The organism is Clostridium sardiniense (assembly GCF_019753795.1).
Taxonomy (GTDB): domain Bacteria; phylum Bacillota; class Clostridia; order Clostridiales; family Clostridiaceae; genus Clostridium; species Clostridium sardiniense.
Map to the genome: position 1 here is coordinate 252,486 of NZ_JAIKTU010000003.1, position 18,583 is coordinate 271,068.

Here is an 18,583-nt window from a genome sequence, read left to right on the forward strand (position 1 = left end):
TCACCTAAAACTTAAAGTATTCTAATTACTATACTAGCTATAAATAATATTCCAAATATCCCCCATGCTATTGCATCATCCTTAGAAAACTTTAATTGTTTCATTCTAGTTCTTCCCGAACCACCTCTATAACATCTAGCCTCCATTGCCATTGCAAGTTCATCAGCTCTTCTAAATGAACTTATAAATAGTGGTACTAAAAGTGGTACCAAACTCTTTGCTTTTTGAATAATTCCACCTGATTCAAAATCTGCACCTCTTGCCTTTTGTGCTTTCATAATCTTATCAGTTTCATCCATAAGAGTTGGTATAAATCTTAATGCTATAGTCATCATCATTGCAAGTTCATGTGCTATTTCCTTACCTATAGGTCTAAGAAGGATCTCTATGCCATCTGTAAGTTCTATAGGAGATGTTGTTAGAGTTAATAATGATGTACCAACTACTAAGAATATTAATCTTAATGCCATAAATAATGCTGTTCTAATACCTTCAACATATATATTTAAAAATCCAAAATGAAATAATAATGTATCAGGACTTCCCTTTATCATAAATACATTCAATATTGAAGTAAATGCTACTAAGAAGATAATAGGTTTTAGCCCTTTTAATATAAATCTTGGCGGTACTTTAGAATTAATTATTACTGCAGCTATAAATGCAACAACTAAAATATATCCTACAAATTTATCTATTAAAAATAGAGAAACAATAAATAACAGAGATATTAATATCTTCGTTCTAGGATCTAGCTTGTGAGTAAATGAGCTCCCTGGTATGTATTGCCCTATAGTTATATCCTTTATCACCTATTCATCCCCCTGACTTTTTGACTTATTTCCAAATAATCTTACTAATTCTTTTTTGCATTGTTCTATAGTATACACTTCATCACTTACCTTAAAACCTCTTCTTCTAAGTTCTCTCATAAGATAAGTAACTTGTGGTACTCCAAGTCCAATTTTTTCTAAAGTATCGACTTCCTTGAATACTTCAGAAGGAGTTCCTTGTAAGGCCACAGTTCCTTTGTTCATAACAATAACTCTTTCTGCAAGCTTAGCTACATCTTCCATGCTATGGCTAACTAGTATTATCGTCATTTTATATTTTGTATGAAGAAGTTTGATTTGAGCTAATATATCATCTCTTCCTTTAGGATCAAGTCCAGCTGTAGGTTCATCCAGTATAAGAGTTTTTGGTTCCATAGCAATAACACCCGCTATAGCAACTCTTCTTTTTTGTCCTCCACTCAAATCAAAAGGTGATTTCTCCTTATAAGTTTCATAATCAAGACCTACCATCTCCATTGATTTCATTACTCGTCTATGTATTTCATCTTCGTCTAGTCCAAGATTTGTTGGTCCATAAGATATATCTTTTTCGATTGTCTCTTCAAAAAGTTGATATTCGGGATATTGGAATACTAATCCAACTTTCTTTCTTACATCAGAAAGCTTAACCCCTTTTTCTGTTATATCTTCTCCATCAACAATTATCTTTCCTGATGTAGCTTCTAATAATCCATTCATATGTTGTATTAAAGTTGATTTACCTGATCCTGTATGTCCTATTAAAGCAATAAATTCTCCATCTTTTATATCTATGTTTACATCATCCAATGCTTTTTTTTCAAAAGGACCATTAGGCATATATATATGTGTTAAATTCTCTATTTTAATTGACATAACGCTTCCACCATCTCATCTACATTTATTATTTTATTATCTAACTTTATTCCCTCTTTGTTTAACTCATAACTAAGTTCAGTTACTTGTGGAACATCTAATCCTATTTTTTTCATAAGTTCTACTTGTGAAAATACTTCCTTAGGAGTGCCACCCATTATTAATTTACCATCATCCATAACAACAATTCTATCTGCTTCAGCAGCTTCATCCATGTAATGAGTTATAAGAATTATTGTAATACCATATTGTTTATTAATCTCTTTAATATTATTTAATACTTCTTTTCTTCCTGATGGATCTAGCATTGCAGTTGGCTCATCAAAAATTATGCATTCAGGTTGCATTGCAAGAATACCTGCTATAGCAACTCTTTGCTTTTGTCCCCCTGATAAAAGGTGCGGAGCGTGTCTTTTATATTCACTCATTCCAACCTTCTGTAAGCTCTCATCTACACGTTTTCTTATTTCCTTAGGATCAACTCCTAGGTTTTCTGGTCCAAAAGCAACATCTTCTTCTACTATTGTAGCAACCATTTGGTTGTCAGGATTTTGAAATACCATCCCAGCTTTTGCTCTAACGTCCCATACATTATCTTCATCCTTAGTATTAAGTCCATCAACATATACAATACCATCAGTAGGTAAAAGTAGTGCATTCATATGCTTAGCTAATGTTGACTTTCCTGATCCATTATGCCCTAATACAACTAAGAACTCTCCCTTTTCAACTGTTAAATTTACACCATTAATAGCGTACCTTTCCATACCATCTTCATGTGATGTGTATTTAAAAACTAAATTCTCACATTTAATCATTTCTTGACTCATTTGGTCCTCCATATTAATAACTCATTCACTATTATATTGCTATCTAAATTATATTCTATATACAAATTTAATGGTTACTGTATATACACTTAACATTATTATATAACATTAATTTCAACTTTCAACCTTATTCAGAATATTTAAATCATTACTTCTCTATATAAAATACTTTTAAATATAACAAAACGGGGATTAAGATTGCTCTTAATCCCCCTCAAATAATTAAACTAATTCAAGTATAACTATTTCAGCTCCGTCCCCTCTTCTAGGGCCTTTTTTATACATTCTTGTATATCCACCGTTTCTTTCAGTGTATTGTGGAGCTATATTATCAAATAAATGCTTAACTACAGCTTCTTCTTGTACGAAAGATAAAACTTGTCTTCTAGCATGAAGATCTCCTCTTTTAGCAAGAGTGATCATCTTTTCAGCTAAACTTCTAGTTTCTTTAGCTCTAGTTTCAGTTGTTTCAATCTTACCATGCTTTAAGAAACTAGTTACTAGGTTTCTAAGCATAGCTCTTCTTTGGTCCGCTGGACGACCTAACTTACGATTAACTGCCATGGATTTACCTCCTTACTCGTCGCTTAACTTTAAGCTTAAGCCTAATTCTTTAAGCTTCTTTTCAACTTCTTCTAAGGATTTCTTTCCTAGATTTCTTACCTTCATCATATCATCCATTGATCTGTTAGCAAGCTCTTGAACTGTATTTATACCTGCTCTCTTTAAACAGTTATATGATCTAACTGATAAATCTAGCTCTTCTACAGTCATTTCTAGTACTTTTTCCTTTTTATCTTCTTCTTTTTCAATCATTATTTCAACATCATTAGTTTCATCTGTTAATGACATGAATAATTTGAAATGCTCTATTAAGATTTTTGATGATAAACTTATAGCCTCATCAATCTTAATAGTTCCATTAGTCCAAATTTCAAGTGTTAACTTATCGTAGTCAGTAATTTGACCAACTCTAGTATTTTCTACTTTAAAGTTAACTCTCTTAACTGGTGTATATATTGAATCAACAGCTATTGCTGATATTGGTAGATCGTCACTCTTATTTTTATTTTGAGTAACATATCCTCTACCTCTATTTACAGTTAGCTCCATATAAAGTCTTCCATCATTGTCTAAAGTTGCGATATGTAAGTCTTTATTCACAACTTCAACATCTCCATCAGTCTTTATATCTGCTGCTGTAACAACACCAGGTCCTTTTGCATCTATATATATAGTCTTTGGACCTTCACCGTTCATTCTTAAAGCTAAAGCTTTGATGTTAAGAATAATTTCAGTAACATCTTCCTTAACTCCTTGTATAGTAGAAAACTCATGAAGCACACCATCAATTTTAACTGAAGTAGTTGCAACTCCAGGTAATGATGATAATAATATTCTTCTTAGGGCATTCCCTAAAGTTATACCATATCCTCTTTCTAATGGCTCTACAACGTACTTACCATAAGTACCGTCTTCATTTGCTTCTACACATTCAATTATTGGCTTTTCGATTTCTAACATACGAACCCTCCTTATTTTTAAACTGGCAACCTTATTCTGAGGGCAACTGATTCTATATTTGCTTTAAGTTTATTGCTCTAACAAATATTACAATTATTTGCTGTATAACTCAACGATAAGAGTTTCATTAACTGGTACGTCAATATCTTCTCTTACTGGTACAGCAACTACTTTGCCTTCGTAGTTTTCAACGTTAGCTTCTAACCATTTTGGTAAAGTCTTTGGATTTTCAACGAAAGTCTTGAACTTTTCGCTTCCTCTGCTCTTTTCAGCAACAGTTATTACATCGTTAACTGATACTTTGAATGAAGGAATGTCAACTCTCTTACCATTTACTAAGAAATGTCCGTGGTTAACTAATTGTCTTGCTTCGTTTCTTGAAGCACCATATCCTAATCTATAAACAACGTTATCTAATCTTAACTCTAATAACATTAATAAATTTTCACCAGTGATACCCTTCATGTGTTCAGCCTTTTCATAGTATGATCTGAATTGACCTTCTAACACTCCGTATATTCTTCTAGCTTTTTGCTTTTCTCTAAGTTGTACACCGTAGTTAGATAATTTCTTTCTAGCTGCTCCGTGTTGTCCTGGTGCGTAACTTCTTCTTGTGAAAGCACATTTATCTGTATAACATCTATCCCCTTTAAGGAATAACTTCATGCCTTCTCTTCTACATAATCTACATGTAGCTCCAGTATATCTTGCCATTAATTACACCTCCTGTATGAATCAAATACTAGACTCTTCTTCTTTTTGGTGGTCTACATCCATTGTGTGGGATTGGAGTAACATCTTTGATTAAAGTTACTTCTAATCCTGCTGCTTGTAAAGATCTTATAGCTGCTTCTCTTCCAGCTCCTGGTCCCTTTACATAAACTTCAATGCTCTTTAAACCGTGTTCCATTGCTGCTTTACTAGCAGTTTCTGCTGCCATTTGAGCTGCGAATGGAGTACTTTTTCTTGATCCTCTGAAACCTAGAGCTCCAGCACTTGACCATGATAACGCATTTCCTTGTGCGTCTGTTAAAGTAACTATTGAGTTGTTGAAAGTTGACTTGATGTGTGCAGCACCATGCTCAACGTTTTTTCTGTCTCTTTTTCTTCTAGTCTTTTTAACCTTTGCCATTGCTTTCCCTCCTAACTACTTCTTCTTATTTGCGATAGTCTTCTTAGGACCTTTTCTTGTTCTCGCATTAGTCTTAGTTTTTTGTCCTCTTACTGGAAGACCTTTTCTATGTCTAATTCCTCTATAACATCCGATTTCTACTAATCTCTTGATGTTTAATGCTACTTCTCTTCTTAAGTCACCTTCAATTGTAAGTTCCTTAATATAAGTTCTTAGCGCGTTTACTTCATCTTCAGTTAAATCCTTAACTCTTGTGTCAAGGTTTATTCCTGTAGCTTCTAATATCTTATGTGAAGTAGGTAATCCTATTCCATAAATATAAGTTAAACCTATTTCAACTCTTTTTTCTCTTGGTAGGTCAACACCTGCTATTCTTGCCATTAAAATTTACACCTCCTGGTAATTGAAATGCCTAAAAGTTTATTATTTTTGATTATCAAAAATATAATATATATATAATAAAATTTTAGGTTAATAGAGAATTTGTTCTCTATCATCAGCCGCTCCTAAAATCTAATTATTTAATTAAATGCCTATATAATGATATGTGACTTTGACAAAAAAGTCAATAAATTTTAAATACCTAATTTGTATTTTTTGTCTAATATTTATTTATATTAGCCTTGTTTTTGCTTGTGCTTTGGATTTTCACAGATTACCATTACTCTTCCTTTTCTTCTAATTACTTTGCACTTTTCGCAAATAGGCTTAACTGATGGTCTTACTTTCATCGCTAACCCTCCTTGTAATATTTGATAGATCTTACTATCTTATTTTGCTCTCCAAGTAATTCTACCTCTTGTTAAGTCATATGGAGAAAGCTCCACTGTAACTTTATCTCCAGGTAAAATTCTTATGAAGTTCATTCTTAATTTTCCTGATATATGTGCTAGAATTGTGTGCCCACTTTCAAGTTCAACTTGGAAGTTAGCGTTTGGTAAGGATTCTACAACGACTCCTTGCATTTCTATAACATCATCTTTTGACATAAGGTAATCAACCCTCCTTAACAATGCCTCTTAATTTTAAAAATCTCTTAATTTTTAAGTCAGTATCTTTTCTCTCACTGATTATGGCTGCTCTTATCTCATCATCTATATTTTCTAAGAACTCTAAATGCTTAACCTTTTTCTTCTTAGGTTCCCTGATCTTTTTAGTATCACCATTTGCAAGCAATACATAATTTTCATCAATTACATTTGTTACTATATATAAATGATCTTTATCTCTACCAGCTAAAGAAAGTACAACTTTCCCAATCAAGTCATTGTTTTGCAAATTTTTCACCTCGATGATTACCTTAGAAATAAATAAGCATCGTAATATCACTTTGCAAATTTATAACTAAGCAACACTTTTATTTAATTAGTGTTAGTATTTCGGGACCATCTGGTAAAATCGCAACTGTATTTTCGTAATGTGCTGATAGGCTTCCATCACTTGTTACAACCGTCCAATTATCTTTTAAAGTTCTTACTCTAAAGGATCCTTCATTAACCATTGGCTCTATAGCTAGAACCATGCCCTTTGTAAGTATTGGACCTCTACCTGGTCTACCGAAGTTTGGTACTTCAGGATCTTCATGTAGATCTCTGCCTATCCCGTGTCCTACAAAACTTTTCACAACGGAAAATCCGTTTGCTTCAACGTGGCTCTGTATCGCATGTGATATATCTGTTAATCTATTACCAATTTGAGCGAACTTAATTCCCTCAAAGAAACAATCTCTTGTTACCTGTATAAGTCTTTTTGCATCTTCTGAAGCATTTCCTACTGGAAAAGTTCTTGCTGCATCTCCATGGAATCCATCAAGATAAGCTCCACAATCTATACTGACTATATCACCATCTTTAAGGATGTAGCCTCCGGGAATACCATGAACTACTTGATTATTTACAGAAATACATAATGAAGCTGGAAATCCATACAAACCTTTGAATGAAGGTATAGCTCCTTGCTCTCTTATGAATTCTTCTGCTATTCTATCCAATTCTTTAGTACTTATACCTGGCTTAATTTCATTTTCTAATAGTAGTAATGTCTCACCTACTATTTTTCCTGCTTTTCTCATCAGGTCAAGGGCCAAATCATCTTTAATTAAGATCATTATTTAGCACTCCCTAAAATCTTGCAGATACTTTCAAACACTTCATTGATTGCTTGAGTGCCATCAACTGTTGAAAGTAAGTTCTTATTCTTATAAAAATCAATTAGTGGTTGTGTTTGTCTTTCGTACACATCAAGTCTTTCTTTTACAGTTTCTTCTGTATCGTCTTTTCTTTGTACTATATCACTTCCGCAAAGATCACATTTTCCTTCAACCGCTGGTGGGTTAAATTTAATGTGGTAACTTGCTCCACATGATGGACAAACTCTTCTACCAGTCATTCTTTCAAGTATAAACTCACTTGGAACTTCGATACATAAAGCTGTATCTAACTTCTCGTTTCTACTATCTAAGAATTCTTGTAAGGCTTCAGCTTGAGCAACTGTTCTTGGAAACCCATCAAGTAGGTATCCATTCTTACAGTCATCATCTTGAAGTCTATCTTTAACCATATCTATAGTAACTGAATCCGGTACTAATTGTCCGTTATCCATATATTTTTTTGCCTCAATTCCTAATGGAGTATTTTCTGAAATATTCTTTCTGAAAATATCTCCTGTTGAAATGTGAGGAATTGAATATCTATTACTAATTGATTTTGCCTGTGTTCCTTTTCCTGCTCCAGGAGGACCTAGTAAAATAATCTTCACGGGCATCATCTCCATTATTTAATCTTATTTAAGAAATCCTTTGTAGTGTCTCATTATCATTTGTGATTCTAGCTTTCTTGTGAAATCTAGAGCAACACTCACTACAATAAGAAGTGCTGTTCCCCCAAATTGTATTCCTTTGAATGCAGTATAGTTATCTATAACTATTGGTGTTACAGCAAGTAGTGCTGCAAATATTCCTCCGATGAAAGAAATTCTATTAAGAATACTTTCAAAGTATTGTGTTGTAGGCTCGCCTGGTCTAACACCTGGTATAAATCCAGCAGATTTATGCAGATTCTCTGACATTTCATCTGGCTTAAATGTTACTTGAGTGTAGAACCAAGTAAAGAATATAGTTAATAGTGAATAAACAACTGGATACATCCAAGTCTTACTATTAAAAATACTCATTGGGCTACTTGTAACCCATTTTGCCCATTCATGGCTTTGGAAGAAACCTGCAATTGTTGGTAAGAATTGCATTACTGACATAGAGAATATAATCGCTATAACAGCAGATCCAACTATACTTAAAGGAATGTGAGTTGATTGACTTCTCATCACCTTATTACCAACTGCTTTTCCTGCATACTGAACAGGGATTCTTCTTTCTGCAAGTGAAAAATATACTACTCCAGCAAGCGCTAATACAGCAAATACTATGAATAATGCTATTTCAACAATACTTATATCTCCTGAGTTTTCTAACATCAACATAGATCTAATTGTCATTGGTAATCTTGAAACTATATTTACAAAGATTAGGATTGAAACACCATTTCCGAAACCTTTAACAGTGATTTGGTCTCCTAACCACATACAGAATGTTGATCCGACAACTAAAGCTAGTATGACTACTATCATTTGTACAGTTTTCATACCTATTGTTGCTCCCATTTGGGAAATTGTTGCATACATACCAAATGCAAGAATAACTGCTATAACAATCGATAAATACCTAGTGGCATTTTGTATCTTTCTTCTACCATCTTCACCTTCTTTTGAAAGTTGTTCTAATGATGGTATAGCTATTGTTAATAACTGAGTTATAATTGATGCATTGATGTATGGCATTACACCAAGAGCAAAAATACTAAATCTACTAAAGGCTCCACCTGATATTAAATCATAGAAACCCATTAAGTTTCCTGATTGAGTCATTCCTTTCAAATAATCAGCGCTAATCCCAGGAACAGGAATATGACTTCCCATCCTAAAGATTGCCACTAAAAATATTGTCCAGTAAAATCTTTTTCTCAATTCAGGTACCTTCCAGGCGTTACGTAGGGTTGATAGCATTCTTATTTCACCTCAACTTTTCCTCCAGCTGCTTCGATCTTTTCGATAGCAGATTTTGAGAACTTGCATCCTTTTACAGTTAAGTTCTTTTCTAAGTTTCCGTTTCCAAGAATCTTAACTCCGTCCATTACTTTTGAAATAACTCTTGTTTCTAATAATAATTCTGGAGTAACTTCTGTTCCATTTTCAAAAATATTTAATCTATCTATGTTTATGCTAACGATCTTTTTAGCGAAGATATTAGTGAATCCTCTCTTAGGAAGTCTTCTGTATAATGGCATTTGACCCCCTTCGAATCCTGGTCTAACTCCACCGCCTGATCTAGCGTTTTGTCCTTTTTCACCTTTACCAGCGTTTCTTCCTAAACCTGAACCAGTTCCTCTTCCGACTCTCTTAGGAGCCTTTCTGCTTCCAGCTGCTGGCTTTAATTCATGAAGTTTCATACTCAGTGCACCTCCTCTTTTTATACTTCTTCTACATTTAACATGTAGCTTATCTTTTTAACCATACCGTTTATTTGAGGAGTTCCCTCATGCTCTACTGTTTTACCTATTTTCTTAAGTCCAAGGGCGTTTGCAGTAGCGATATGGTCTTTCTTTCTACCGATTAAGCTCTTTACTAATGTAATTCTTAACTTAGCCATGCAATTTCCCTCCTAACCTAATATTTCCTCAACAGATTTTCCTCTTAATTTAGCTATTTCTTCAGCTGTTCTTAAGTTTGCTAATCCATTGATTGTTGCTTTAACCATGTTATTAGGATTGTTTGAACCTAATGACTTAGCTCTAACATCCTTGATTCCAGCTAATTCAAGTACTATTCTAGCTGGACCTCCAGCGATAACTCCTGTACCTTCTTTAGCTGGCATTATAAGAACATCTCCTGTTCCAAATTTACCGTGGATTTCATGAGGAATAGTAGTTTCAACCATTGAAACTGAAACTAAGTTCTTCTTAGCATCTTCTATTCCTTTTTTAATTGCTTCAGGTATTTCGATAGATTTTCCCATTCCAACTCCAACGTGTCCGTTCTCGTCTCCGACAACAACTAGAGCTGCGAATCTGAAGTTTCTACCACCCTTAACAACCTTAGTAACTCTATTTATGTTAACAACCTTTTCTTTAAGGTCTAGTGTACTAGGATCGATTCTCATTTATTTCCCTCCTCGTTTCTTAGAATTTTAAGCCTGCTTCTCTAGCACCTTCAGCTAATGATTGAATTCTTCCGTGATATACGAATCCACCTCTATCGAAAACAACTTCTGTTATTCCCTTATCGGCAGCTTTCTTACCAACTAATTCGCCCACTAATTTAGCGCCTTCTTTGTTTCCACCTTTAGCTGAGAAATCTTTTTCTAAGCTTGAAGCAGCAACAATTGTTACAGCATTTATATCATCAATTATTTGTGCGTAAATATTTTTTTCACTTCTGTATACTGAAAGTCTTGGTCTTTCAGGAGTACCGAAAACTTTCTTACGTACTCTAAGGTGACGTCTCTTTCTGCTAGCTTTTCTGTCTGCTTTCTTGAACATATAAAGCTCACTCCTTTCTTTTATTACTTACCAGTTTTACCTTCTTTACGTCTGATCACTTCGCCTTCGTATCTTATACCTTTACCCTTGTATGGTTCTGGCTTTCTCCATGATCTGATCTTAGCAGCTGCTTCTCCAACTTTTTGCTTGTTGATTCCTTTTACAACTACCTTTGTAGCTTCAGGTGTTTCAAATTCAACACCTTCAACTGCTTCTATTTCAACTGGATGTGAATATCCAAGGTTCATTACAAGTTTCTTTCCTTGCTTTTGAGCTCTGTAACCAACACCGTTTAAGATTAAAGTCTTTTGGAATCCTTTAGTAACTCCTTCAACCATGTTGTTTATAAGTGCTCTTGTTAATCCGTGAAGAGCTCTATGCTCCTTAACGTCGCTAGGTCTAGTTACAACTACTTCGTTGTTTTCAACTGCGATATTCATGTCTTTGTGCATAGCTTCTACTAGCTCACCCATTGGGCCTTTTACAGTAACAACGTTCTCTGGTGTTACTGTAACAGTTACGCCAGCAGGTATAGCTATTGGTAATCTACCTACTCTTGACATAATTGCACCTCCTGTTTTTCTCTACATGCATATATTCATCTATTAATTATTATTAATTTCTACCAAACGTAGCAAAGAACTTCTCCACCTATGTTGTTCTTTCTAGCTTCTCTATCTACCATTATTCCTTTTGAAGTTGAAATAACAGCGATTCCTAAACCATTAAGAACTCTAGGAGTTTCGTCTTTTTTACAATATACTCTTAATCCTGGCTTTGATATTCTCTTTAATCCAGTTATTACTCTTTCGTTGTTAGCTCCATATTTAAGAGTTATTCTTAACATTGGAACTACTCCATCATTGTATTCATCAATTTCCTTGATGTATCCTTCTTGTAATAATATATTTGAAACGGCCTTCTTTACGTTAGAAGAAGGTACCTCTACTACTTCATGTTTAACAGCATTTGCGTTTCTTATACGAGTTAGCAAATCTGCTATAGGATCTGTCATAACCATTTAATGTGCCTCCTTTCGCTATATCTTCAGTATTACCAGCTTGCTTTTCTACAACCAGGGATTTGGCCTTTGTATGCAAGTTCTCTGAAACAGATACGGCATATACCGAATTTCTTTAATACAGAATGTGGTCTTCCACATATTCTACATCTAGTATAAGCTCTAGTCTTATACTTAGGTTCTTTGCTCCACTTTTCTATTATCGCTTTACGTGCCATAGATACCCCTCCTTATTGTTGAGCAAATGGCATGCCAAGGAATCTTAATAATTCTCTTGCTTCTTCGTCAGTGTTTGCAGTTGTAACGAAGATTATATCCATTCCTCTTACTTTGTCGATCTTATCGTACTCTATTTCTGGGAATATTAATTGCTCTTTAATTCCTAGTGAGTAATTTCCTCTACCATCAAATGATTTAGCTGAAATCCCTCTAAAGTCTCTAACTCTTGGTAAAGCAATTGACATTAACTTATCAGCAAATTCATACATCTTTGCCTTTCTTAATGTAACTTTACATCCTAATGCCATGTTTTCTCTTATCTTGAAGTTAGCAACTGATTTCTTAGCTCTTGTTAATATTGGCTTTTGACCAGTTATTATAGTTAAATCGCTAACAGCTGATTCTAAAACTTTTTGATTATCTTTAGCTTCACCAACACCCATGTTGATTACTATCTTTTCAAGTCTTGGAACTTGCATTATATTTTCATATCCGAACTTTTCCATCATAGCCGGAATTATTTCTTTTTCATATCTGTCTTGAAGTCTTGTCATATTGTTAACCTCCTTTCAATTTCTAGAATGTTTCTCCGCACTTCTTGCACACTCTAACCTTAGCTCCGTCTTCTAATATTCTGTTGCTAATTCTAGTAGCTTTTTTGCACTTTGTACAATATAACATTACCTTTGAGCTGTTTATTGCAGCTTCTTTTTCTATTATAGCACTTTCAGCTTGAGTTCTACCTGCCTTTTGGTGCTTCTTTACTATGTTAACTCCTTGAACTAGCACTTTACCAGTTTTTGGGGATACTTTTAAAACTTCACCTGTTTTACCTTTATCTTTTCCTGATATAACTACAACTGTGTCGTTCTTTCTTACATGTATTTTCAAGTTAGCCACCTCCTCTTTATAGAACTTCTGGTGCTAATGATAATATTTTATTAAATTCTTTATCTCTTAGCTCCCTAGCAACAGGTCCAAAGATACGTGTTCCTCTTGGTTGCTTATCGTCTTTTATTATAACAGCAGCGTTTTCATCAAATCTCACGTATGAACCGTCTGCTCTTCTTATTCCTTTTACTGATCTAACAATAACAGCTTTTACAACGTCACCTTTTTTAACAACTCCGCCTGGTGTTGCACTTTTAACGCTGGCAACTATTATGTCTCCAATGTTACCGTACTTTCTCTTAGATCCGCCTAATACTCTGATGCACATTATTTCCTTAGCTCCTGAGTTGTCAGCAACTTTTAATCTAGTTTGTTGTTGTATCATTAGATTACCCTCCTTTCGGTCTTTAAGCCATATTATTTAGCTTTTTCAACTATTTCAACAAGTCTCCATCTTTTATCCTTTGATAAAGGTCTTGTTTCCATTATTAATACTCTATCATTAACTTGAGCTTCATTCTTTTCATCATGAGCTTTGAACTTAGTAGTTCTGTTAACAGTTTTTCCGTATAGTGGATGTCTTACTTTAGTTTCAATAGCAACTACGATAGTTTTATCCATTTTATCAGAAACAACTCTACCGATCTTCTTTTTTCTTAGTCCTCTTTCCATTAAGGCTTACCTCCTTCCAGATTACTGTTCAACAACCCTTAACTCTTCTTGTCTTAAGATGGTTTTTATTTGGGCTATAGATTTCTTTACTTCTCTTATTCTCATAGGATTTTCTAATTGTCCTGTAGCTAATTGGAATCTTAAGTTGAATAACTCAGCTTTAAGTTCTCCTAATTTAGCTTTTAAATCTTGAGGATTACTTGCTCTTAATTCTTTTAATTCTCTAGCCTTCATTATTCTTCACCACCCATTTCCTCAAAATCTCTTCTTGTAACAAACTTAGTTCTTACAGGAAGTTTGTGTGATGCAAGTCTCATAGCTTCTCTTGCAACTTCTTCATTAACTCCAGATAATTCGAATAATACTCTACCTGGTTTAACTACTGCAACCCAGTACTCTGGTGATCCTTTACCTGAACCCATTCTTGTTTCAGCTGGCTTTTCAGTAACTGGTTTATCTGGGAAAATCTTTATCCAAAGTTTTCCTCCTCTTTTTATATATCTATTTATAGCAATTCTGGCAGCTTCTATTTGGTTACTTGTGATCCATCCACAAGTAGTAGCTTGAATACCGAAATCTCCATAAGCTAGGAAATTTCCTCTTGTTGCTTTACCTTTCATTCTACCACGTTGTACCTTACGATGCTTTACTCTTTTAGGCATTAACATGATTTATTCCTCCTTTCTTATGCTTATGCGTTAGCTTCTTCCTTTTCAACTTTTTTAGTTGGAAGAACTTCTCCATTATAAACCCAAACTTTAACTCCGATTTTACCGTAAGTTGTATCAGCTTCAGCAAATCCGTAATCGATATCTGCTCTTAAAGTTTGTAGTGGAATTGTACCTTCATGATATTGCTCAGTTCTAGCTATTTCAGCTCCACCTAATCTTCCTGAACAAGCAGTCTTAACTCCTTTAACTCCTTGCTTCATTCCTCTTTGGATAACTTGCTTCATAGCTCTTCTGAATGATATTCTCTTTTCTAATTGTGCTGCTATATTTTCAGCCATTAATTGAGCGTTTGATTCAACGTTCTTAACTTCAACTATGTTTATAAGAATATTCTTTCCTGCTACAAAGTTTGTTAATTTTTTCTTTAAAGCTTCTATACCTGAACCGCCTTTTCCGATGACAACACCTGGTTTAGCAGTGTATATATTTAACTTAACTCTCTTAGCTGCTCTTTCGATTTCTATCTTTGAGATTCCAGCTGAGAAAAGTTCTTTTTTAACGAATTCTCTTATTTTGTTATCTTCAATTAGATTGTCAGCAAAATCTTTTTTGTTTGCATACCATTTTGCATCCCATCCCTTGATAACACCTACTCTAAGTCCGTGAGGATGTACTTTTTGACCCACTTCGATTTCCCTCCTTCTTCTATCTTTCTTTAACAACTAGTGTTATATGACTTGTTCTCTTATTTATTCTGAATGCTTTACCATGATCCATTGGTCTAAATCTCTTTAATGTTGGACCGTGACCTACGTATGCCTCTGATACAAATAATCTATCAGCTTCTAATCCATGATTGTTTTCAGCATTTGCAACAGCTGACTTTAACACTTTGTTGATAGCAACTGCAGCTTCTCTTGGAGTGTATTGTAAAATAGCACTTGCTTCTCTTACATCTTTTCCTCTTATTAAATCAAGAACAGCTCCTACCTTTATTGGAGACATTCTTACATATTTAGCTATAGCTCTAGCTTCCATTTATGATCCTCCTTTCCAGGCTCTACTACTTTCTTTTTGATGATTTATCATCGTGTCCTCTGTATGTTCTAGTTAGTGAAAATTCACCTAATTTGTGTCCTACCATATCCTCTGAAATGTAAACTGGGATATGTTTTCTTCCATCATGAACAGCTATTGTGTGTCCTATCATTTGAGGGAAAATTGTTGAACTTCTTGACCAAGTTTTAACAACTTTTTGCTCACCATTAGCATTCATTTCTTCTACTTTCTTTAAAAGTCCTGCATGGACGAAAGGTCCTTTTTTAATTGATCTACTCACTATATTTGCCTCCCTTCATTTCTTAGGCTCTAGCCTTGAAGAGAATGGATATTCTCTTCAAACTATTTCTTATTTCTACCCTTAATAATTAACTTATCTGAGTACTTCTTGTTCTTTCTAGTCTTGTATCCAAGTGCTGGTTTACCCCATGGAGTCATTGGACTTGGTCTACCTACTGGAGATTTACCTTCTCCACCACCGTGAGGGTGATCGCAAGGGTTCATTACAGAACCTCTAACTGTTGGTCTGATTCCCATGTGTCTTTTTCTACCAGCTTTACCTATCTTAACGATATCGTTAGTTGAGTTTGAAACTGAACCAATTGTAGCTCTACACTCTATTCTAACATATCTCATTTCTCCTGAAGGTAATCTTAATGTAGCATACTTACCTTCTTTAGCCATTAATTGTGCTGATAAACCAGCAGCTCTTACTAATTGGCCACCTTTTCCAGCTTGTAATTCGATATTGTGTATGAATGTACCTACTGGGATATTTAATAATGGTAATGCATTACCTGGTTTGATATCCGCGTCTGCTCCTGATACAACCTTATCTCCAACTTTTAATCCTGCTGGAGCGATTATGTATCTCTTATCTCCATCTGCGTATACAACTAATGCGATATATGCTGATCTATTTGGATCGTATTCTATTGTAGCAACATTTGCTGGAATACCGTCCTTATTTCTCTTGAAATCAATTATTCTGTATTTTCTCTTAGCGCCACCACCGTGGTGTCTTACAGTTATTTTACCTTGTGCATTTCTACCACCAGTTTTCTTTAAAGAAACTAATAATGACTTCTCTGGCTCATTTGTAGTTATTTCTTCAAATGTTGGCATAGTCATATTTCTTCTTGATGGTGTCATAGGTCTAAATGTTTTAACTGCCATTTAATTTCCCTCCTTCTTTCAGCTTATCTGGTGAATAATCACCAATAAATCACCTTACTGACGTCTATTGCATTCCTTCGAAGAATTCAATAGTGCTGCCTTCAGCTAATGTAATGATAGCTTTCTTGTAGTCAGCTCTCTTTCCTACATGTACGCCCATTCTCTTAGTTTTTCCCATAGTTCTGCTAGTCTTTACGTCTGCAACTTTAACATTAAAAACTTCTTCAACTGCTCTCTTTATTTGAGATTTATTAGCACTTATGTGAACTATGAAAGTGTACTTATTTTCTGCCATTGCTGCCATACTCTTTTCAGTAATAACAGGCTTTCTTATTATATCATGGCTTGTTAAATTCATTATGCGTACACCTCCTCAATCTTTGATACAGCATCTTTAGTCATAACTACTTTTTCAAACTTAAGTAAGTCATAAACGTTGATGTTGTTTGCAGGTATAACCGCTACTCCATCAATGTTTCTAGCTGACTTATAAACAACTTCGTTTGACTCAGCTGTTACGATTAAAGTCTTCTTAGCTTCCATTGTGTTTAGCATGTTAACTACATTCTTAGTTTTGATTGAATCGAATGCTAAATCTTCAACAACAACCATTTGTCCGTCTTGAACTTTAGTTGATAATGCTGACATCATAGCAACTCTCTTCATGCTCTTTGGTATAGCCATTCTGTAATCTCTTGGCTTTGGTGCGAATACAATACCACCCTTGATCCATTGTGGAGCTCTGATTGAACCTTGTCTTGCTCTACCAGTTCCTTTTTGTCTCCAAGGCTTGATTCCGCCTCCTCTAACTTCAGCTCTTGTTTTAGCTGATTGAGTTCCTTGTCTCTTGTTAGCTAATAATGCAACAACTACTTGGTGCATAGCGTTTTCGTTTATTTCAGTTCCGAATATATTTTCGTTTAATTGGAAATCTCCAACTTTTTTACCTTCTTTATTGAATAATCCTACTGTAGGCATCCTGCTTCCTCCTTTCCTTAAGAAATTAAGCCTTAACTGTATTTCTTATTACTACTTTGCTCTTGTTTGGACCTGGAATTCCGCCCTTGATTAGTATTAAGTTTTTCTCAGCTATTACTTTAACTACTTCTAAGTTTAATACTGTAGTATTTACAGCACCCATGTGTCCTGGCATCTTCTTATTCTTGAATGTTCTTGAAGGATCAGAAGCTGCTCCCATTGAACCTGGTGCTCTATGGAACTTAGAACCGTGTGACATAGGTCCTCTTTGTTGGTTCCATCTTTTGATAACGCCTTGGAATCCCTTACCTTTAGAAACTCCTGATACGTCAACCTTATCTCCTACTACGAATACGTCAGCCTTTATTTCTTGGCCTACTTCATATTCACTAGCATTTTCTAATCTGAATTCTTTTAGAGTTCTTCTTAATGAAACTCCTGCTTTTGTGAAGTGTCCTCTTTTTGGCTTGTTAACTAATTTTTCTCTTACGTCTCCAAAACCAACTTGTATTGCATCATAACCATCGTTTTCGATAGTTTTCTTTTGAGTTACAACACATGGACCTGCTTCTACAACTGTTACTGGAATTACTTTACCATTTTCATCGAAAATTTGAGTCATTCCTATCTTCTTACCAATTATAGCTTTTTTCATGTATTTACACCTCCAAAACTTATTAGCGGATTGCTAGGCAATCATAATAGTTCAATGTCTTTATTATAATTTTGCTATTATAGCTTTATTTCGATATCTACACCTGCTGGTAGATTTAATCTCATTAATGCATCAACAGTCTTAGGTGATGGATTAACGATATCTATAAGTCTCTTGTGAGTTCTTATTTCGAACTGCTCTCTTGAGTCCTTATATTTGTGAACTGCTCTTAATATAGTAACAACATCTTTTTCAGTAGGTAGTGGTACTGGACCTGCAACCTTAGCTCCTGTTGACTTTGCAGTTTCAACGATTTTTTCTGCTGATTGATCTAATATTGTGTGATCAAAAGCTTTTAATCTGATTCTTATTTTTTGTTTTGACATCTTGGTTTCCCTCCTTTTCATGTACGCTTTACTTCTAACGCACAACAGCGGTTCTTCTATAAACTGTTCCTGGTGTTTCATAACTTTTGG

Annotated in this window: 35 protein-coding genes; all 35 read right to left on the reverse strand. The window is 34.5% G+C overall.

What is annotated here, in order from left to right:
- Positions 1 to 11: 11 nt before the first annotated feature.
- The 35 genes from K5V21_RS04610 to rpsJ all read right to left on the reverse strand — a co-directional run bounded on the left by K5V21_RS04610 (position 12) and on the right by rpsJ (position 18,493).
- Positions 12 to 812 carry an energy-coupling factor transporter transmembrane component T family protein gene (locus K5V21_RS04610; RefSeq protein ID WP_221859581.1) on the reverse strand — a complete coding sequence of 267 codons (801 nt, stop codon included), beginning with the start codon at positions 810 to 812 and terminating at the stop codon, positions 12 to 14.
- The gene (locus tag K5V21_RS04615; RefSeq protein ID WP_221859583.1) at positions 813 to 1,688 is read right to left on the reverse strand and encodes an energy-coupling factor transporter ATPase; all 876 of its coding nucleotides are present in this window, start codon (positions 1,686 to 1,688) and stop codon (positions 813 to 815) included. It abuts the gene before it with no gap.
- On the reverse strand, positions 1,673 to 2,518 hold the full coding sequence (locus K5V21_RS04620; protein WP_221859586.1) for an energy-coupling factor transporter ATPase: 846 nt from the start codon (positions 2,516 to 2,518) through the stop codon (positions 1,673 to 1,675). The genes K5V21_RS04615 and K5V21_RS04620 overlap by 16 nt, the downstream gene beginning before the upstream one ends.
- A gap of 222 nt (positions 2,519 to 2,740) precedes the next feature.
- Complete coding sequence (rplQ, locus tag K5V21_RS04625) at positions 2,741 to 3,082, reverse strand: 50S ribosomal protein L17 (protein ID WP_221859588.1); 342 nt, start codon at positions 3,080 to 3,082, stop codon at positions 2,741 to 2,743.
- 12 nt (positions 3,083 to 3,094) lie between these two features.
- Complete coding sequence (locus K5V21_RS04630; protein ID WP_204596694.1) at positions 3,095 to 4,042, reverse strand: DNA-directed RNA polymerase subunit alpha; 948 nt, start codon at positions 4,040 to 4,042, stop codon at positions 3,095 to 3,097.
- Between the two features lie 93 nt (positions 4,043 to 4,135).
- On the reverse strand, positions 4,136 to 4,756 hold the full coding sequence (rpsD, locus tag K5V21_RS04635; protein WP_204596695.1) for a 30S ribosomal protein S4: 621 nt from the start codon (positions 4,754 to 4,756) through the stop codon (positions 4,136 to 4,138).
- Positions 4,757 to 4,784: 28 nt separating this feature from the next.
- A complete protein-coding gene (rpsK, locus tag K5V21_RS04640; protein WP_204596696.1) occupies positions 4,785 to 5,174 on the reverse strand; it encodes a 30S ribosomal protein S11 in 390 nt (129 codons plus the stop codon).
- Between the two features lie 15 nt (positions 5,175 to 5,189).
- Positions 5,190 to 5,555 carry a 30S ribosomal protein S13 gene (gene rpsM / locus K5V21_RS04645; RefSeq protein ID WP_204596697.1) on the reverse strand — a complete coding sequence of 122 codons (366 nt, stop codon included), beginning with the start codon at positions 5,553 to 5,555 and terminating at the stop codon, positions 5,190 to 5,192.
- Positions 5,556 to 5,791: 236 nt separating this feature from the next.
- Entirely contained in the window at positions 5,792 to 5,905 is a 114-nt protein-coding gene (gene rpmJ / locus K5V21_RS04650; protein ID WP_039312872.1) for a 50S ribosomal protein L36, read from the reverse strand.
- A gap of 39 nt (positions 5,906 to 5,944) precedes the next feature.
- Positions 5,945 to 6,163, reverse strand: a complete 219-nt coding sequence (gene infA / locus K5V21_RS04655; protein ID WP_204596698.1) for a translation initiation factor IF-1 — start codon at positions 6,161 to 6,163, stop codon at positions 5,945 to 5,947.
- Between the two features lie 7 nt (positions 6,164 to 6,170).
- Positions 6,171 to 6,452, reverse strand: coding sequence for a KOW domain-containing RNA-binding protein (locus tag K5V21_RS04660; protein WP_221859590.1), 282 nt, complete (start codon positions 6,450 to 6,452; stop codon positions 6,171 to 6,173).
- Positions 6,453 to 6,531: 79 nt separating this feature from the next.
- A complete protein-coding gene (gene map, locus K5V21_RS04665) occupies positions 6,532 to 7,281 on the reverse strand; it encodes a type I methionyl aminopeptidase (protein WP_221859592.1) in 750 nt (249 codons plus the stop codon).
- Entirely contained in the window at positions 7,281 to 7,931 is a 651-nt protein-coding gene (locus K5V21_RS04670; protein WP_204596701.1) for an adenylate kinase, read from the reverse strand. Before K5V21_RS04670 ends, map begins: the two co-directional genes overlap by 1 nt.
- Before the next feature lie 24 nt (positions 7,932 to 7,955).
- The gene (secY, locus tag K5V21_RS04675) at positions 7,956 to 9,233 is read right to left on the reverse strand and encodes a preprotein translocase subunit SecY (protein WP_221859593.1); all 1,278 of its coding nucleotides are present in this window, start codon (positions 9,231 to 9,233) and stop codon (positions 7,956 to 7,958) included.
- A 2-nt stretch (positions 9,234 to 9,235) separates the two neighbouring features.
- Complete coding sequence (rplO, locus tag K5V21_RS04680) at positions 9,236 to 9,676, reverse strand: 50S ribosomal protein L15 (RefSeq protein WP_204596703.1); 441 nt, start codon at positions 9,674 to 9,676, stop codon at positions 9,236 to 9,238.
- A gap of 20 nt (positions 9,677 to 9,696) precedes the next feature.
- Positions 9,697 to 9,876, reverse strand: coding sequence for a 50S ribosomal protein L30 (gene rpmD, locus K5V21_RS04685; protein ID WP_204596704.1), 180 nt, complete (start codon positions 9,874 to 9,876; stop codon positions 9,697 to 9,699).
- 12 nt (positions 9,877 to 9,888) lie between these two features.
- The gene (gene rpsE, locus K5V21_RS04690; protein WP_221859595.1) at positions 9,889 to 10,386 is read right to left on the reverse strand and encodes a 30S ribosomal protein S5; all 498 of its coding nucleotides are present in this window, start codon (positions 10,384 to 10,386) and stop codon (positions 9,889 to 9,891) included.
- A gap of 19 nt (positions 10,387 to 10,405) precedes the next feature.
- Complete coding sequence (gene rplR / locus K5V21_RS04695; protein ID WP_204596706.1) at positions 10,406 to 10,765, reverse strand: 50S ribosomal protein L18; 360 nt, start codon at positions 10,763 to 10,765, stop codon at positions 10,406 to 10,408.
- Positions 10,766 to 10,788: 23 nt separating this feature from the next.
- Positions 10,789 to 11,328 carry a 50S ribosomal protein L6 gene (rplF, locus tag K5V21_RS04700; protein ID WP_204596707.1) on the reverse strand — a complete coding sequence of 180 codons (540 nt, stop codon included), beginning with the start codon at positions 11,326 to 11,328 and terminating at the stop codon, positions 10,789 to 10,791.
- A gap of 59 nt (positions 11,329 to 11,387) precedes the next feature.
- Positions 11,388 to 11,786, reverse strand: coding sequence for a 30S ribosomal protein S8 (gene rpsH / locus K5V21_RS04705; RefSeq protein WP_204596708.1), 399 nt, complete (start codon positions 11,784 to 11,786; stop codon positions 11,388 to 11,390).
- Positions 11,787 to 11,818: 32 nt separating this feature from the next.
- Positions 11,819 to 12,004, reverse strand: coding sequence for a type Z 30S ribosomal protein S14 (locus tag K5V21_RS04710; RefSeq protein ID WP_204596709.1), 186 nt, complete (start codon positions 12,002 to 12,004; stop codon positions 11,819 to 11,821).
- Between the two features lie 12 nt (positions 12,005 to 12,016).
- Positions 12,017 to 12,559 (reverse strand): 50S ribosomal protein L5, encoded by a 543-nt coding sequence (gene rplE / locus K5V21_RS04715; protein ID WP_204596710.1) that lies wholly within the window; start codon positions 12,557 to 12,559, stop codon positions 12,017 to 12,019.
- Positions 12,560 to 12,581: 22 nt separating this feature from the next.
- Positions 12,582 to 12,896 carry a 50S ribosomal protein L24 gene (gene rplX, locus K5V21_RS04720; protein ID WP_204596711.1) on the reverse strand — a complete coding sequence of 105 codons (315 nt, stop codon included), beginning with the start codon at positions 12,894 to 12,896 and terminating at the stop codon, positions 12,582 to 12,584.
- Positions 12,897 to 12,912: 16 nt separating this feature from the next.
- Complete coding sequence (gene rplN / locus K5V21_RS04725; RefSeq protein WP_204596712.1) at positions 12,913 to 13,281, reverse strand: 50S ribosomal protein L14; 369 nt, start codon at positions 13,279 to 13,281, stop codon at positions 12,913 to 12,915.
- A 32-nt stretch (positions 13,282 to 13,313) separates the two neighbouring features.
- Positions 13,314 to 13,568 carry a 30S ribosomal protein S17 gene (rpsQ, locus tag K5V21_RS04730; RefSeq protein WP_039312826.1) on the reverse strand — a complete coding sequence of 85 codons (255 nt, stop codon included), beginning with the start codon at positions 13,566 to 13,568 and terminating at the stop codon, positions 13,314 to 13,316.
- A 21-nt stretch (positions 13,569 to 13,589) separates the two neighbouring features.
- Positions 13,590 to 13,802: a 50S ribosomal protein L29 gene (gene rpmC, locus K5V21_RS04735; RefSeq protein WP_039312823.1), complete on the reverse strand. Its 213-nt coding sequence runs from the start codon at positions 13,800 to 13,802 to the stop codon at positions 13,590 to 13,592.
- Complete coding sequence (gene rplP, locus K5V21_RS04740; RefSeq protein ID WP_204596713.1) at positions 13,802 to 14,236, reverse strand: 50S ribosomal protein L16; 435 nt, start codon at positions 14,234 to 14,236, stop codon at positions 13,802 to 13,804. Before rplP ends, rpmC begins: the two co-directional genes overlap by 1 nt.
- Before the next feature lie 23 nt (positions 14,237 to 14,259).
- The gene (gene rpsC, locus K5V21_RS04745; RefSeq protein WP_221859597.1) at positions 14,260 to 14,925 is read right to left on the reverse strand and encodes a 30S ribosomal protein S3; all 666 of its coding nucleotides are present in this window, start codon (positions 14,923 to 14,925) and stop codon (positions 14,260 to 14,262) included.
- A 19-nt stretch (positions 14,926 to 14,944) separates the two neighbouring features.
- Positions 14,945 to 15,277, reverse strand: a complete 333-nt coding sequence (gene rplV / locus K5V21_RS04750; protein ID WP_221859599.1) for a 50S ribosomal protein L22 — start codon at positions 15,275 to 15,277, stop codon at positions 14,945 to 14,947.
- Between the two features lie 25 nt (positions 15,278 to 15,302).
- Complete coding sequence (rpsS, locus tag K5V21_RS04755) at positions 15,303 to 15,578, reverse strand: 30S ribosomal protein S19 (RefSeq protein WP_204596716.1); 276 nt, start codon at positions 15,576 to 15,578, stop codon at positions 15,303 to 15,305.
- A gap of 62 nt (positions 15,579 to 15,640) precedes the next feature.
- Positions 15,641 to 16,474: a 50S ribosomal protein L2 gene (gene rplB, locus K5V21_RS04760; protein ID WP_221859601.1), complete on the reverse strand. Its 834-nt coding sequence runs from the start codon at positions 16,472 to 16,474 to the stop codon at positions 15,641 to 15,643.
- A gap of 64 nt (positions 16,475 to 16,538) precedes the next feature.
- Entirely contained in the window at positions 16,539 to 16,832 is a 294-nt protein-coding gene (gene rplW / locus K5V21_RS04765; protein WP_204596718.1) for a 50S ribosomal protein L23, read from the reverse strand.
- Positions 16,832 to 17,452, reverse strand: coding sequence for a 50S ribosomal protein L4 (rplD, locus tag K5V21_RS04770; protein WP_221859603.1), 621 nt, complete (start codon positions 17,450 to 17,452; stop codon positions 16,832 to 16,834). The genes rplW and rplD overlap by 1 nt, the downstream gene beginning before the upstream one ends.
- 25 nt (positions 17,453 to 17,477) lie before the next feature.
- Complete coding sequence (gene rplC / locus K5V21_RS04775; protein WP_221859605.1) at positions 17,478 to 18,107, reverse strand: 50S ribosomal protein L3; 630 nt, start codon at positions 18,105 to 18,107, stop codon at positions 17,478 to 17,480.
- Positions 18,108 to 18,184: 77 nt separating this feature from the next.
- Positions 18,185 to 18,493, reverse strand: a complete 309-nt coding sequence (gene rpsJ / locus K5V21_RS04780; RefSeq protein WP_021876938.1) for a 30S ribosomal protein S10 — start codon at positions 18,491 to 18,493, stop codon at positions 18,185 to 18,187.
- Between the last annotated feature and the right edge of the window lie 90 nt (positions 18,494 to 18,583).